Here is a 13,459-nt window from a genome sequence, read left to right as displayed (position 1 = left end):
TTGATTTGAATTACAACTGCGTGAACCGACACGGACAAAAGTTATTTGCATTTGGCGGGCGACCCTAGCCGCCCGCCATGGCGCCCACGATCAGGAATGGCTCCGCACCTGTGATGACGGCGTCCGGCAACGTCGCATTTGGCGGTTCATGAGAGAGGTCCTGTTCGCACGCGAAGAAGCGCACGAATGGACGGCGCTGCAATGTGACATGGTCACGAATGGTCCCGCGCAAGACCGGAAATCGTGATTCAAGCGCATCAAGGACAGATCCCAACGTTATGGGATCCGCAACCTCAAGCCGCACCTCGCCGTCAACGCGCGCCAGCGTGCGCAGATGAAATGGCAGCACAACTCGAATCATGGCAATGTCTGGACTTCGACCGACAAAACCGCCGGCAGATCGCGAACGATTGGATTCCAGGAGTCGCCACTATCTGCGGAAACGTAAACCTGCCCGCCAGTCGTGCCAAAATAGATGCCGCACTTGTCGAGCGAATCCACCGCCATGGCATCGCGCAGCACATTGACGTAGCAATCCTTTTGCGGAAGGCCCTTCGTGAGCGCTTCCCATTCGTTGCCACCCGATCGACTGCGGTAGACGCGCAATTTGCCGTCCGGCGGATAATGTTCGGAATCACTCTTGATCGGCACGACGTAAATCGTATTCGGTTCATGCGCGTGAACATCGATAGGGAAGCCGAAGTCCGACGGAAGATTCCCGCTCACCTCACTCCACATGTCGCCGGCATTGTCACTGCGCATGACGTCCCAATGTTTCTGCATGAACAAAATCTCCGGGCGCGATGGATGCATGGCGATACGATGGACACAGTGTCCCACTTCAGCATCGGGATCAGGAAGCTCCCATTTGGATTTCAACCCGCGGTTGATGGGCTTCCATGTCTTGCCGGCATCATCGGTGCGAAACGCGCCAGCGGCTGAGATGGCAATGAACATTCGATTTGGATTCTTTTGATCCAGAATGATGGTATGCACCGCCATGCCACCTGCGCCGGGTTGCCAGAGATTTCCCTTGGTCGCACGCAGTCCCGAAAGCTCCTGCCAGGTTTTGCCGCCGTTCACCGTTTTGAAGATCGCGGCATCTTCTGCGCCTGCATAAACCGTGTCCGGATCGGTCAGGGAAGGTTCGAGATGCCAGATGCGTTTGAATTCCCACGGGTGTTGCGTGCCGTCGTACCACTTGTGAGTGCCCACTTCGCCTTCGTAAACAAACTTGTTGCTCTCACCCTGGGGCATGCCCTCAGGAGTTGTCGTCGGCCCACCACCGGGAGTCTCCCAGGTTTTTCCGCCGTCGTTGGATTGCTGAATAATCTGGCCGAACCAGCCGCTGGATTGCGACGCATAAATGCGGTTCGGATCAACCGGCGAACCTTTGAGGTGATACATCTCCCAACCGGCGAAATGCGGCCCGCTAACTTCCCAATTCTGCCGCTTGCCATCCGCTGTCAGGATGAATGCGCCTTTCTTCGTGCCAACCAATACCCGGACTTTACTCATGGTTTTCTCCTATTTGATTTATCTATGGTGGTGGTTTCTATCGAGCTGCCGTTCTCCACGATGCGAGCTTTTACCAGCTTCCGCACCAGAGTGGCTGGTAACGGATTGGCTGGTTGAAAGCGGATTGTGCCCTTGCTGATATCAAAGCCCTTGAGTTCGTCATGATAGGTTGCGACCGTGGAGGAACTCATAAGGTAAAAGGCGCAATGATTCGCCGTCGCGCCAAAGGCCACGAGCATTCCGTTTTGACGAAAAGCAGGGAGTTGATAGCTGATGCACTCCTCCGCCTCAGGCGCTGCCGCGTTGATGATCTTGCGGAGTTTCTCGAGCGCGCCTCTTTGGTCAGCGCTCAAGGCTGAAAGATACTCGTCGATGGTCGTGGGCTTTGCCTTCAATGCGGGCATAAAGGTTACGTCGCTTATTTCTGCTGGTATGCCTTTTTCAACTTCTTAATGTCAAGCTTTGTCATTTTGAGCATGGCCTGCATCACGCGTTGCGATTTCACGGGATCCTTGTCGCCCAGCAGTTCGATCAATATCGGAGGAACGATCTGCCAGGACACGCCAAATTTATCTCTAAGCCACCCGCACTGCAGCGTTTCACCGCCACCTGCTGAAAGCTTCTTCCAATAGTAATCGATTTCCTTTTGCGTCTCGCATTTCACAAAGAACGAGATGGCGGGCGAGAACTTGAATGACGGTCCACCGTTGAGTGCGTAGAATTCCTGGCCGTTTAGCTGGAAGATTGCCGACATCACTGTCCCTTTTGGACCAGGACCGGCTTCGCCGTATTTGGTAACGCTCACAATCTTCGACTTTTTGAAGATCGAAGTATAAAACTTCATAGCCTCTTCGGCCTCATTATCGAACCAGAGAAATGGAGTGATCTTTTGCATTCATTTAACCTTTCAACCAAATGTGTTGAGGTCCTGCTTTCAATGTTTCTCCACGTAAGCAGCAAGTTGCTCGAATGTTCCGCTCCAACCCTGATTCATGCCGCCGGCCTCGAGTGCGCTGTCGAAGGTCTTCTGCTCAGCTTCCGTCGCATTCAGCGGTTGCCACTCGATTGTGAGCGTGGTCTTGCCATCTTTTTCAGTGAGCGTACAGGTCGAAAGCATTTCCAGCGGCCAGGTGGCAGCCATGGGATGACGGGTGGTGCCGCCGGCTTCATCAGAGAAGGAGTTAACCCAAACAATTTTTTCCAGTGCGACGATTTCGCGATAAACGAACTTGCCCCACAGCTTGTTGCCATCGGGACCTTGCAGGCAGTAGTGAAACGTTCCGCCGGGCCGAAAGTCCAATTTGGCAGTGAGCATTGTGAAGCCCTTTGGTCCGAACCATTGCATCAGGCGTTCGCGTTCCGTCCAGGCTTTCCACATCAGCTCACGCGGCGCGTTAAAGGTGCGCGAAAGGACGAACGGCTTTTCGGTTGTCTTCTCTGTTGGATTGTTCTTTCCTGGGTTCATGATGTTCGAATCTGTGATTTAGTTCTGTTTTATTTCTACAACGAACGAAGCAGTTCGTTAAGGACATCTTTGTTACGATTTGTGGTTCGAAGTTTGGCGCAAAGCCGAAGCCTCATGCTAGCATCGCAGCGGAATGAGGGTGCGCAACCGGGCATCGCGCAGGAAGAGCCCGCCCCAAAGCAGCACGGCAACATAAACCGGGAATAGAATGTGGCTACAGAGCGGGTTGCCCACACGCACTTGCGAAGCAATGGCTCCGCCAAGATAGCCGGTTAACAGGATTGCACCAAGAATGGAGGTACGCGGAATGGCATAAAGGAGGGTGCAGATGGTCAGGACGATTCCAAGGGGGAAAATAACGCTCTCGGGATACCCGAGCTCGACTGTTCCCTTCACGACTGGCGCCGGCTTCACCAATTTTCCAACGCCGTCCATGAGCATGAATAGCGTGATCAGGGCGCTCATGATGCGCCCGGTCCAGAGCGCCTTCCGCCCGACGGGAATGGTTTGAGCTGGTTTATCCTGGTTAATGGTCGTGTTTTCTTCCATCCGCGCCCTCCATTCGATACTTTCTTAATGGCTGGGAGACAGCGAGGCTCTTATTGCTCCTGCGGCACGATCACCATCCAGAATACGCCGAAGCGATCAGCAACCATGCCGAAACTTGGCGAGTAGAATGTTTTGGTAAGCGGCATCTCTACCTTCCCGCCGGCAGACAGGGCGGCAAAGAACTTTTCAGCTTCGGCTGGAGTCTTAACCGAGAGCGAGAGAGCGAATCCTTGGAAGTTCGGCTTGCCGGAGCAACGACCGTCAGAACCCATCACGACCGTGTCACCGATACGGAAACTCACATGCATTATCTTGTTTCCATCGGCTGGCTGGCAACCGGGGGATTGTTCGGGGCTCTCCTTGAAGCGCATGAGCATCATCACCTCGGCTCCAAGTGCCTGCTTGTAGAATTCGAGCGCCTCCTCACAGCGGCCTTCAAAGAACAAATAAGGTTGAACCAGTTTGGTAAGAGTATGTTTTGTTGTGGTCATAGTTTTATTATTTTCGTGTTAACAATTGATTTTACTTTCAGTTCATCTATACAACGAACGAAATGGGAGGGTTAGGACATGGTTGAGAAATTTCTTTTTGCGTTGTAATTCGCGTATAACCAGCCGGTTATGAAATAATGTCAGATCCAATTCCAGAAGATTGAAATTCTTCTCTTTTCCGATTTCTCCACCGGCAATGTTCGCTTCGATGCCACCGTGTGTGTTCATTTCGGTGCTTCCTGGTTCACGGATTTGGCTGAAACGTAATTCGAGAGACTGTCGAGGCATTCGGTCCAGCCACCCTGATACTCGTTCCGTTCCTCCGTCGTTTCGAAGTTGGCCTGACGCAATGCAAACTTGGTTTTCCCGTCATGCTCGGCAAAAGTTACGGTTACCACTGAACTGTTTCCGGGTTTGTCTCCGGCCGGCTCACGCTCCCAAGTGAAAACAATCCGCTCGGGCTCCACGATTTCGCGATAGACGCCTGACAGCCAATAGTCGATGCCCTCGGGCGAGCGCATGCAAAGCCGGTAGGCACCACCCGGACGAAAATCCATCTCGCAGGACGGCAGCGTAAAGTCCTTCCGTCCCCACCAGCGAACCAGGTATTCAGGCTGCGTCCATACTTTGAAGACAAGGCTGGGCGGCGCATCGAAGACGCGTGTGATGAGGAGAACGCGATCGGAGGTTTCTGTGGCCGGATTACTTTTTCTTTCGGTCATTTTTTTTCTCCTCTGCTTGTAATTCCCGTAAATATTCTTCGAGACGATCGAAACTCTCTTCCCAGAAAAGTCGATAATGCTCAAGCCAGTCCATGGCCTCCTTCATTGGCTTGGCCGTGAGTCGGCAGGGACGCCATTGGGCGTGGCGACCGCGTGAGATGAGGTTGGCGCGCTCAAGCACCTTGAGATGTTTGGTGATCGCGGGAGCGCTCATATCGAAGGGTCTGGCCAGCTCCTTGACCGAGACCTCGCCATTGGCGAGGCGGGACAGGATCGCGCGCCGAGTGGGGTCGGCGAGGGCAGCGAAAGTTGTACTTAGGTGATCTGGGGACATCTTTTATTAATTAACCGGATGGTTAAATACACTGGCAGTCCACAAATTGTCAAGCGCTCTTGTTTTTGTGACCTTAATTCTCGCCACCGACTCTCTGTAGCGCGTTTACTTTGCTTTTCCGTCCACTTCCCAGAGGGCAAAAGTGTTTTTCTCCGTATCCTGGCAGATGACAAAGTAACCCATCTGTGGCACCGCAGTCTTGGGCTTGCAGATATTGCCCCCGAGTTTTACGACCTTTGCCGCCGATTTGTCCACCGACTCAACGCTGATGTAGTTGGTAATGGTATGGTCCTTGTGCATGCGGTTCATCAGACCGCCATCGGGTGTGTCATTGGCACCACCCGTATCTATATGCAGATAATCCTTCATTCCGGGAAATTTTTTGATTTTCCAGCCGAATAGTGAGCTGTAAAATTTCTTCGCGCGTGCGGTGTTGTCGGCCGGAATTTCGAACCAGACGATGCTTGAAGCTTTGGATTTCTTTGGTTTGCTCATATTTGTCTTTAATTGAATGGTTGATTGTTTGCGTTCTTTCCAAGATACAACGAACGAGCGCCGCTCTCCAGGACTTCAAATTATTTTAGCTCTTTTCATTGATGAAACGGCTGGCGCAAAGGAGAGTCAATTGACGTAAACGCGCTACCCCTGATTTTAAGGCGAAATTAAGCGTGCCAGGTGGCCAAATGCATCTTTCGAAAATAAATCTTCCAGCTTGTCCGCTTTCCAGCCGTCGGTGGAGATATCTATAGTAAACACATCACTGACATGGACGACTGGCAACTCATTCAAGACTACGCGCGAAGCGGTTCCGAAACCGCGTTTCATACCCTGGTCGGACGAAACCTTAACCTTGTGCATTCCTGTGCCTTGCGCCTGGTAAGCGATCCGCACCTCGCTGAAGAAATCACGCAGGCCGTTTTCATTTTGCTGGCCCGTAAAGCTCATACCATGCGACCTGGCGTCGCCATTCCCGGTTGGCTGTTTCGCACCACCCGCTTTGTCGCCGCTCGTGCCCTGCGCACCGAACACCGCCGTCAACAACGAGACCAGGAAGCCTTTGCCATGCAACACAGCGCCACTCCCGATGATACCTGGAAGCGAATCGCTCCTCTGCTTGACGACGCTCTTGAGCAACTCGGCGAAACCGATCGCAATGCCGTTCTACTCCGCTTCATGCAGGAGAGAAATCATCGCGAAGTCGGCGAGGCGCTCGGATTCTCTGAGGAGGCAGCGCGGAAACGGGTGGATCGCGCTCTCGAAAAACTCCGCGGTTTCTTCACCAGTCATGGGTTTACTCTCTCTGCCGCCTTGTTGGCTTCGACGCTCGTCGCCAATGCTGCCAAGGCATCGTCGACCATTCATGCCGGTTCCATCAGTTCCGCGGCTGTTGCGGGTGCCTCAACTGCTGCGGCTGCAACTCTGCCTGCACTCGTTGCTGAAACGTTGGCTGCCTGGCGGTGGTCAAAGCTCAAGATCGCTGCCAGCATCGTCGCTGCAGGCACCGCCGCTCTTCTGCTCATGATGATTTGGAAACCTTCCACAAGTTTGGCAACTGTTCGCGCAGCGGTTGGCACAAATTCCAACACAATTGCCAACTCCCAGACCAGTTCAGTTCCCAAGGCGAGATCAGTCGTCTCCAGCGGAAAAACCAATCGCACTGTAAAAGGCAAGGCACTTCTATTCCATGTGGTTGCCAAAGACACTGGGGAACCCATCGCCAATGCCAAACTCGCCATCAACTCCGTTTACAGCGGGAAGTGGGAGAGTCGCTTCGATCTTTCCACCGACCAAACGGGCACCTGCCCGGTACCGCTGCCCAATGGCCTTGGACGTTTGGACGTCGGCGTGCTTGCTCCCGGTTGGGGCGCGCGTTACGCCACATGGCGAACCGACGCGGATCCAATACCCAATGAATACACCCTCAAGTTGGAGCGCGTGACCAACTCAGTCGGCGGCTGGTTACGAGACGAGGAGGGGCGACCTGTCACTGATGCGGAAATCTGGATTCAATTCGGCGGCAATGGCGATGCTTCATTCCGGGAGACACCCCGCGAACGCGTCGGAGTGTTTCAGAAAGCTCCGGTGGCGAAATCGGACCGCGGCGGGCACTGGAGTGCCAGCATCATTCCGTCTGAGAATCCGGGCTTTGAACTGGAAGCCAGGCATCCCGATTTTGCAGTTACTTCCATTGAAGCAAGCTATCCAGGTGATAACCGGGAAAAAATACAACGATTATGGAAGGGGACTCTGACCACCATCATGGAGAATGGTGTAACCCTGACTGGCAATGTCATCGATGAAGCTGGCCGCCCCATTCACGGAGCCCAAATCGCCCACGAGCCCTTCACCACCAAACCATTGCTTGCAAAGGCGGGCCCGAACGGAGAGTTCTCGATTCCCGGGCTGGAATCAGACGAATTCGATTTTACCGTCACAGCAGATGGCTTTGCGCCTGAATATCGCAAAGTTACTGTGGCGCACGGAATGGAACCGGTGAATGTCCAGCTCCGTCCCGGAGCACTCTTGAAATTGCTGGTGATGGATGATCAAGGCGCCCCGGTGCCTGATGCCACAGTTGGACTCGAACAATGGGGGGAGCATCGTCAAGTGCTCGATTGGAAAAGTAAAACCGATGCCAATGGCCGCATCGAATGGAACTCCGCACCTCCCCAGGATACTTTGGAGCTCTACGCCAAGAAGGAGGGCTGGTGCTATACCCGCTCTGTGCACGTGATAGCGGACGGTCAGGAACACACCATTAAGGTGGAACGTGAACTGAACCTGTCCGCCCACGTCACGGACTCAGACAACGGCCAACCCATCGCCGCGTTCAATGCCGTTCCTGGTTACGGAGAAGGTTCGGGTGAGGCCGTGTGGTGGAGGGGGAGCACCAGAAAGGGAGCCAACGGCATGGTAAAGGTCCTCTATGAAGAAACCCGTAAACCCTGGCGCGTTCGCATCGAAGCAGAAGGTTACCTGCCATTTATTTCCGATGAATTGAACCCGGATTTCTCCGGCACTCTCGAGGTGGCCCTCAAGCCTGTTTCCATTGACAACGTCGTGCGCGGAACAGTTTTCCTGCCGGATGGCAAACCTGCGGCCAATGCGCAAGTAGCGCTGCTTTCACTTGATTACGGGGTGACGCTCGACCGCGCCAAAATGTCAGATTCGGGATTGGGATACGGCATTCTGACCAATGCTGATGCGGCCGGCTTGTTTGTCTTTCCAGCCAATCCGCGCGCGCATTCCGTGGTCGCCGTCTCGGCGGCGGGTTACGCAAAGGTGCGTGTCCACAGTCCTAAGGAGCCGGTTGCGCTTCAGCTCCAGCCGTGGGGGCGCATCGAAGGAAGTGTTGCTTTCAGCGCCCGTTCGCACAGCATCGACTCCGTGGTGTTGATGGACGACAAGGCAATGAATTATCAAGGTTCGGTCCGGCTCGGGAATGCGTTCTATGTGAAGCCCGATTCCTCCGGTCGCTTTGCTTTCGAAAATGTGCCGCCCGGCCAGTTCAGTGTTAACATCAATCGGGGGCTGGGGATTCCATTCTGTCATCGCACATTGGTCACAATTCGTCCCGGTGAAACCAGCAGTGTGGAAGTCGGCGCGAAGGGCAGAACTGTGGTTGGCCAGCTCGCGGCTGCACCCGGACAGATAACCAACTGGGTCAAGCAAGTCGAGTTTGCCAACCTGCTCCCAACCACTCAACCTTCCAGGCCACCTTCAAATCTAACTGTTGATGCTGCCGCACTTTGGGCCGTGGACTATTGGCAGTCCGCTGCCGCCGCCGAATATAACCAGCATTCAGGACCCTTCGGAGTTGTCTTCGCTGCTGATGGTACTTTCCGGGCGGAAGCAGTTACGCCTGGCACTTATTCATTGCAGGTTGTGGCCGACAATTCTTCCCTGACAAAAGCGATCACCATACCTGATGAGCCTGCCGGTACTCCTGGCGATTACGATCTTGGCACGTTCACTCTGCCAGCGGGCACAACCGGTTCAGTGCAGGTTCGGTCATCGCATTCTGTTTCCACTTCTCAATGAGCGGCGTGGTTGGTTGTTGCCCGTGCCTCTCCTCAATGTTTACCATGGCAACAACCAACCATTTTTCCCTTATCCTCCGTTTAATTCCCATAATTAAACGGATCTAGAAATTTCTCATCGGTCGTAATGCTTGTGTCTGTCAATGTCTTCAAGAACGCCACCAACGCTGCCTTCTGTGCCGTCGTTAAATTCAAGCGTAATGCGCCCGGTGGCTGACCCGGTGGCGTCCTCAGCGGCGGTGACAGATTCGGATTGTTCACCACGCCGGAGTTATAGAACTCCACCACCTCTTCAAGCGTCGCAAACCTTCCGTCATGCATATACGGCGCGGTGAGTTCAATATTCCGCAACGAAGGCACCTTGAACAATCCCATGTCCTGCGCGCGCCCCGTCACGCCTCCAATCCCGGTATCCACGTACGGAAACTCGAGGCCGTTGTTATTAGCGACCGGTCCGGGCACAAAATTGTCCGTGCCATGACAAGCCGCGCAGGTGGCATTGCCAACCTGTCCCAGAAAAATCTGCCGCCCCAGCCGTTCCTGTGCGGTGAAATTCGCGAAACCACTGGCGACACCGTCGTCATACTTGGACTTGGTTGAAATAATCGACCGCACAAATTGCGCCAGCGCGCGGGAAACCCGGTCAGAGGTGACATCGGGAGTGCCAAAGGCTTTCGTGAACAGATTTGTGTAGAACGGTTCCGCCGCCAAACGCGGGAGAAGCGCCGGAATGGTCATCCCCATTTCAATCGGGTTCTGAATTGGTTGCAGCACCTGGTCCTCCAGCGTCGCCGCCCGTTCATCCCAGAAAAAATGCCCGCGTTGATAATACCGCGCATTCGACAACCCCATTGCATGGCGCGTCCCCTTGCTTCCATTGAAACCGGTGCTGAAGCGGTTCGGGTCCGAGAACCCATACTTCGCCACATGGCACGACGAACACGACACTGTCTGGTTCGTCGAAAGCCGTTTATCGTAAAACAAAACCCGCCCCAATGTCGCTCCTGGATCAGTCACCACGTTCGTTGCCGGGGTGTTGTCCTGGTTGATGATGGGCGCCGTTAGAAAGTTGGGCGGCAACACCGGCGCGGCGTAGTTGAAATTCGTTCCGGGGAGCAGCAGCGCATTTGCAGTGGTGCTTAATATAGTCTGTTGCGTCTCATCGTAAATGGCGCGATAAAAAAGACCCGGTCCTGACCCCACCCGACTCAGACTCAGATGATAATTTCCGTTATGAATCTTCCACGTATCCACCCCCGTCCAGGCGGTGAGATTAGTGGACGTCTGCAGCAGCCATACGTGATTGCCCGGATCGTTCACGGTGATGCTGCCGAGCGTCTGACCCGTGCCTGGAGCAATGTTTATTGAAGATCCGGCGGGCAATTGCCCGTGTGCGACTGATACGCCGAACGCAAACGCCGCCACCAGTGCGGCCATTTTGCGGGAGTTTCTGGTTTCCATATCCGCATCATTGCGCGAACCGGTCCCAGGAAAAGCTCTTTTACAATTGCTTAACCGCCTTGTGCCATATTTTACATTAGCTTAACAAAACCCGTCCTTCGTCCTCCCTTGGCAGTCGACAAAAGTTGTCTTCGACTTGGTCCATAGTGGGTGTTCAGCATCGTGCAGGCTGGTCAGGACGTTAAAACTTCGCGTTTCCCGTTTCTGGATTAGGGGCTTGGATTTCTGACCTTGCTTCCTTGGTCCACCTTTCCAGATTGGAGAGCACGTATTCGTGCTCCGAGGTAACACCCCAGCGCTCCAACGGACGCCAATACCATCGAGGATAAAGCCGCGTCCCAATGGTCGTGTGCCGCACTACACGTGTCTGGTTTCCCACACTCGACAATTCGTAGCTGGCCTCAATAAAAGAGAGCCAATGACGCCCTGGCAGCGTGCTGCCTGTAATGCGCAGCCCCATGTGATTCGGTCGCTGCCACTCCGTCACCTCTTGATTAATCAACCCATTGTGGAAATAGCAAACGCGCTTGCCGCCGACGGCAGCTTTGTCCAATTCACATTTCTGCGGTAGTGGTAATCCAACAGAGAGCAGGAAAGGTTTGGCTCCATCCAGATGATCCATTCTTTCAAGGAAGCTCCATGCTTGTTCCGGGGTGCCTGATACCATGACCTCGGACGTGAACGTTTCCCGCTGCTGCACACTTCGAAAAGGACGTTCCACCCGGTCCGCAGCTGCAATCAGAAACGGGCAGAGCAGCAAAATAACAGTGGTCGTGCTTCCCGGTCCGCCACTGCGATCGATAAACTTTCCGCGCACATGATAACCAATGAACGCTCCCAAGGCCATGCCGGCCGCAATTAACGGTGCCGCCATGAAGGCGCAAACAATTCCTTCCAGCCCCGTGACAACCAGTATGGATAGCGTAAGGACGCCGCCGGTGATGCAGCAGGCGAGTATGCGATCTGGGCGTCGCACTACCGCCGCGACCGCGAATCCGGAAACGAAAGGTACCAGGAGAAACATCACCCAACCAAACTCTCTCTGATCGCCGCGGAGCAGCAAATAGCCGCCAAATGCGAATGCAAATCCTACCAGACTTCCTAATAAAATCCCGTTGAAGACATTGCTATTACTACGCTCGGAATTCATGACGCGTCATTACCGCATACTAAGTGTTGTAAATAAAGGTGAATCATTACAGCGTCAGTCACTGTTCGAGCGTGAGCCCATGCGACATTTGTATCCAACCCCTTTCCACCAATCCCACGGAACCTGTTATTGAAAACTTTGCTCATCCCTCGTAATCTCCCAGAATAACAAAGAGAGTTTGAGACCCATGAAATTACGTTGGAAAATTGCGTTGGTGGTAGTTGTGTTGTTTTTACTTTGCGCATTCCTGGCGGCGCGATCGGGCAGCGGCGCGCGCAAGGCTCTTGAGCAGACCAAACGCTCCTTGCGGGAACAAGGTTTCAAGCTGGAATTGAAGGAGTTCAAGCTTGCCGTTCCGCCCGACCTTGGTGCCCGGGCCGCTGCCATCACCAACGCCGCATGGCTTTGTGGGCAGGATCGGAGTCTTCGACATCTGCCAGAACTGATGGTATCCATTGGAACCAATGCTGCGGTTGCGCTTTGGAAGGAATCAGAGTTGCCTGATCCTCAAACAGACAAAGACATTTGGCCTGATCTGAAAAGTGCTTTCAATGAGCAGCGTTCCGTTCTGGATTCCGCCTGTCTGGCGGCACTCGATGGTCCATTTCAATTCGAGCCGGTGAATAGAGGCGGGACCCTGCTGCTGACTTATCTGGCGGGTGTCAAAACCCTGGCCCAGACACTCGCGACTCGCACTTCCCTGGAACTGCATGATGGAAAGCCATTGGAAGCCTACACGAATTTGCTGGCTCTGACTCGTCTGACCACTGCCTGGAAGCCCGAACCTGTGGACATCACACACCTCGTGCGCATTGCCTCCGCTACAATTGCCGAAAATACAATCTGGCAGGCACTGCAAACGAATGCCTGGAGCGACGACCAGCTTGCCCGGTTGCAACAGGAGTGGGAGTCAGTTGATTATTTTAACGGGCTCCCTGAAACCGTCGCGTTGTCACGGGCGAATGCAGCTGTGCTTTGCCAGTTGGAGCGGGAGGAGTCTCTCGATCCAGGTCCGGGTCAAATTGTTGCACAGACAATTCGCTCACCAAGAGATACTTGGAATGGCATGACCTGGTTTTTCCAGCAAATCCAGTATCGTCGTAAAGGTTCTTATGAGGATGAAAATCAATTGATGCTTTACTATCGTGATCGTGAGCTTGAACTGCAGCGTGCTGTTAAATCCGCTACCTGGTTGGAAATGCGCCCACTCCCCGGTGTGACCAATCTCATTCCTTTCGTGACCAGGCAAAAAAGATCGAGGATACAATCGCTTTTGAACCTGAGACAGATGGGCATTGGCTTTCAGGGTGGTGGCTTAACCCTGCTGGGGCGGGCATCCGCTGCAGAAGCAAGACGACGAATGCTCATTACAGCGCTGGCAGTTGAACGCTACCGCCTCCGGAATGGAGCCTATCCGGAAGCACTCGATTCACTGATGCCTGCGTTTCTCAAAACTCCAGCAATTGATTTCATGGATGGGAAACCTCTCCGTTACAGCCGCACAGCGGATAGCCACTTTATTCTCTATTCGATTGGGTTGGACTGCGTTGATAACCAAGGTCAGATGACCTTGGCCGGAAGGCGGCGATTTTCAGCGCGTGTTGGCAATCAACCGGGAACGGATCTGGTCTGGCCACGCTCTGCTTCTGCGCAGGAGGTGGAAGCTGCAGCACAGCAAGCGAGCAGCCCCGGATTTGATCCTGAGAATTAATGCGAGTTCCGGGCCAAA

At 53.9% G+C, this 13,459-nt stretch carries 16 protein-coding genes; 2 read left to right on the top strand and 14 right to left on the bottom strand.

Features of this window, described 5'->3' with window-relative positions; translation table 11 throughout:
- Window positions 1–64: 64 nt before the first annotated feature.
- The 12 genes from CFLAV_RS26750 to CFLAV_RS36715 form a co-directional block, all read right to left on the bottom strand.
- On the bottom strand, window positions 65–361 hold the full coding sequence (locus tag CFLAV_RS26750; RefSeq protein WP_007418015.1) for a MoaD/ThiS family protein: 297 nt from the start codon (window positions 359–361) through the stop codon (window positions 65–67).
- Window positions 358–1,518 (bottom strand): WD40/YVTN/BNR-like repeat-containing protein, encoded by a 1,161-nt coding sequence (locus CFLAV_RS26745; RefSeq protein WP_007418014.1) that lies wholly within the window; start codon window positions 1,516–1,518, stop codon window positions 358–360. Before CFLAV_RS26745 ends, CFLAV_RS26750 begins: the two co-directional genes overlap by 4 nt.
- Window positions 1,515–1,922, bottom strand: coding sequence for an iron chaperone (locus CFLAV_RS26740; protein WP_007418013.1), 408 nt, complete (start codon window positions 1,920–1,922; stop codon window positions 1,515–1,517). The genes CFLAV_RS26745 and CFLAV_RS26740 overlap by 4 nt, the downstream gene beginning before the upstream one ends.
- 14 nt (window positions 1,923–1,936) lie before the next feature.
- Window positions 1,937–2,413 carry a VOC family protein gene (locus tag CFLAV_RS26735; RefSeq protein WP_007418012.1) on the bottom strand — a complete coding sequence of 159 codons (477 nt, stop codon included), beginning with the start codon at window positions 2,411–2,413 and terminating at the stop codon, window positions 1,937–1,939.
- A 39-nt stretch (window positions 2,414–2,452) separates the two neighbouring features.
- Window positions 2,453–2,983, bottom strand: a complete 531-nt coding sequence (locus CFLAV_RS26730) for an SRPBCC family protein (RefSeq protein WP_007418011.1) — start codon at window positions 2,981–2,983, stop codon at window positions 2,453–2,455.
- A 117-nt stretch (window positions 2,984–3,100) separates the two neighbouring features.
- Window positions 3,101–3,532: a DoxX family protein gene (locus tag CFLAV_RS26725; protein ID WP_007418010.1), complete on the bottom strand. Its 432-nt coding sequence runs from the start codon at window positions 3,530–3,532 to the stop codon at window positions 3,101–3,103.
- A 50-nt stretch (window positions 3,533–3,582) separates the two neighbouring features.
- Window positions 3,583–4,023 carry a VOC family protein gene (locus CFLAV_RS26720; RefSeq protein WP_007418009.1) on the bottom strand — a complete coding sequence of 147 codons (441 nt, stop codon included), beginning with the start codon at window positions 4,021–4,023 and terminating at the stop codon, window positions 3,583–3,585.
- A gap of 42 nt (window positions 4,024–4,065) precedes the next feature.
- Window positions 4,066–4,251 (bottom strand): hypothetical protein, encoded by a 186-nt coding sequence (locus CFLAV_RS26715; protein ID WP_007418008.1) that lies wholly within the window; start codon window positions 4,249–4,251, stop codon window positions 4,066–4,068.
- Entirely contained in the window at window positions 4,248–4,745 is a 498-nt protein-coding gene (locus CFLAV_RS26710; RefSeq protein ID WP_007418007.1) for an SRPBCC family protein, read from the bottom strand. Before CFLAV_RS26710 ends, CFLAV_RS26715 begins: the two co-directional genes overlap by 4 nt.
- Window positions 4,726–5,079: an ArsR/SmtB family transcription factor gene (locus tag CFLAV_RS26705; protein ID WP_007418006.1), complete on the bottom strand. Its 354-nt coding sequence runs from the start codon at window positions 5,077–5,079 to the stop codon at window positions 4,726–4,728. The genes CFLAV_RS26710 and CFLAV_RS26705 overlap by 20 nt, the downstream gene beginning before the upstream one ends.
- A 105-nt stretch (window positions 5,080–5,184) precedes the next feature.
- Window positions 5,185–5,574, bottom strand: coding sequence for a VOC family protein (locus CFLAV_RS26700; protein ID WP_007418005.1), 390 nt, complete (start codon window positions 5,572–5,574; stop codon window positions 5,185–5,187).
- Window positions 5,575–5,730: 156 nt separating this feature from the next.
- The gene (locus CFLAV_RS36715) at window positions 5,731–6,024 is read right to left on the bottom strand and encodes a hypothetical protein (protein WP_040550338.1); all 294 of its coding nucleotides are present in this window, start codon (window positions 6,022–6,024) and stop codon (window positions 5,731–5,733) included.
- Between CFLAV_RS36715 and CFLAV_RS26690 the strand changes: the two genes are divergently transcribed.
- Window positions 5,932–9,120, top strand: coding sequence for a sigma-70 family RNA polymerase sigma factor (locus tag CFLAV_RS26690; protein WP_237712472.1), 3,189 nt, complete (start codon window positions 5,932–5,934; stop codon window positions 9,118–9,120). The two genes, CFLAV_RS36715 and CFLAV_RS26690, sit on opposite strands and share 93 nt — an antisense overlap.
- Before the next feature lie 80 nt (window positions 9,121–9,200).
- Here CFLAV_RS26690 and CFLAV_RS26685 read toward each other — a convergent pair whose 3' ends face one another.
- Together CFLAV_RS26685 and CFLAV_RS26680 are read right to left on the bottom strand one after the other, a co-directional pair.
- Window positions 9,201–10,580: a cytochrome-c peroxidase gene (locus CFLAV_RS26685; protein WP_007418002.1), complete on the bottom strand. Its 1,380-nt coding sequence runs from the start codon at window positions 10,578–10,580 to the stop codon at window positions 9,201–9,203.
- Window positions 10,581–10,761: 181 nt separating this feature from the next.
- Window positions 10,762–11,730 (bottom strand): SRPBCC family protein, encoded by a 969-nt coding sequence (locus CFLAV_RS26680; protein ID WP_007418001.1) that lies wholly within the window; start codon window positions 11,728–11,730, stop codon window positions 10,762–10,764.
- Between the two features lie 187 nt (window positions 11,731–11,917).
- On the opposite strand from CFLAV_RS26680, the gene CFLAV_RS26675 reads away from it, so the two are divergent.
- Window positions 11,918–13,441: a hypothetical protein gene (locus CFLAV_RS26675; RefSeq protein ID WP_007418000.1), complete on the top strand. Its 1,524-nt coding sequence runs from the start codon at window positions 11,918–11,920 to the stop codon at window positions 13,439–13,441.
- The last annotated feature ends 18 nt before the right edge of the window (window positions 13,442–13,459 follow it).

The sequence above is a fragment of the Pedosphaera parvula Ellin514 genome, from assembly GCF_000172555.1.
In the GTDB taxonomy this organism is placed as follows: domain Bacteria; phylum Verrucomicrobiota; class Verrucomicrobiia; order Limisphaerales; family Pedosphaeraceae; genus Pedosphaera.
Note: the sequence above shows the minus strand (reverse complement) of the source record. Positions and strands in the feature narration are given on the sequence as shown.

Bases quoted from the DNA above. Each gene is read 5' to 3' on its own strand.
- CFLAV_RS26750 (WP_007418015.1), bottom strand. From the start codon at position 361: ATGATTCGAGTTGTGCTGCCATTTCATCTGCGCACGCTGGCGCGCGTT.
- CFLAV_RS26745 (WP_007418014.1), bottom strand. From the start codon at position 1,518: ATGAGTAAAGTCCGGGTATTGGTTGGCACGAAGAAAGGCGCATTCATC.
- CFLAV_RS26740 (WP_007418013.1), bottom strand. From the start codon at position 1,922: ATGCCCGCATTGAAGGCAAAGCCCACGACCATCGACGAGTATCTTTCA.
- CFLAV_RS26735 (WP_007418012.1), bottom strand. From the start codon at position 2,413: ATGCAAAAGATCACTCCATTTCTCTGGTTCGATAATGAGGCCGAAGAG.
- CFLAV_RS26730 (WP_007418011.1), bottom strand. From the start codon at position 2,983: ATGAACCCAGGAAAGAACAATCCAACAGAGAAGACAACCGAAAAGCCG.
- CFLAV_RS26725 (WP_007418010.1), bottom strand. From the start codon at position 3,532: ATGGAAGAAAACACGACCATTAACCAGGATAAACCAGCTCAAACCATT.
- CFLAV_RS26720 (WP_007418009.1), bottom strand. From the start codon at position 4,023: ATGACCACAACAAAACATACTCTTACCAAACTGGTTCAACCTTATTTG.
- CFLAV_RS26715 (WP_007418008.1), bottom strand. From the start codon at position 4,251: ATGAACACACACGGTGGCATCGAAGCGAACATTGCCGGTGGAGAAATC.
- CFLAV_RS26710 (WP_007418007.1), bottom strand. From the start codon at position 4,745: ATGACCGAAAGAAAAAGTAATCCGGCCACAGAAACCTCCGATCGCGTT.
- CFLAV_RS26705 (WP_007418006.1), bottom strand. From the start codon at position 5,079: ATGTCCCCAGATCACCTAAGTACAACTTTCGCTGCCCTCGCCGACCCC.
- CFLAV_RS26700 (WP_007418005.1), bottom strand. From the start codon at position 5,574: ATGAGCAAACCAAAGAAATCCAAAGCTTCAAGCATCGTCTGGTTCGAA.
- CFLAV_RS36715 (WP_040550338.1), bottom strand. From the start codon at position 6,024: ATGAGCTTTACGGGCCAGCAAAATGAAAACGGCCTGCGTGATTTCTTC.
- CFLAV_RS26685 (WP_007418002.1), bottom strand. From the start codon at position 10,580: ATGGAAACCAGAAACTCCCGCAAAATGGCCGCACTGGTGGCGGCGTTT.
- CFLAV_RS26680 (WP_007418001.1), bottom strand. From the start codon at position 11,730: ATGAATTCCGAGCGTAGTAATAGCAATGTCTTCAACGGGATTTTATTA.
- CFLAV_RS26675 (WP_007418000.1), top strand. From the start codon at position 11,918: ATGAAATTACGTTGGAAAATTGCGTTGGTGGTAGTTGTGTTGTTTTTA.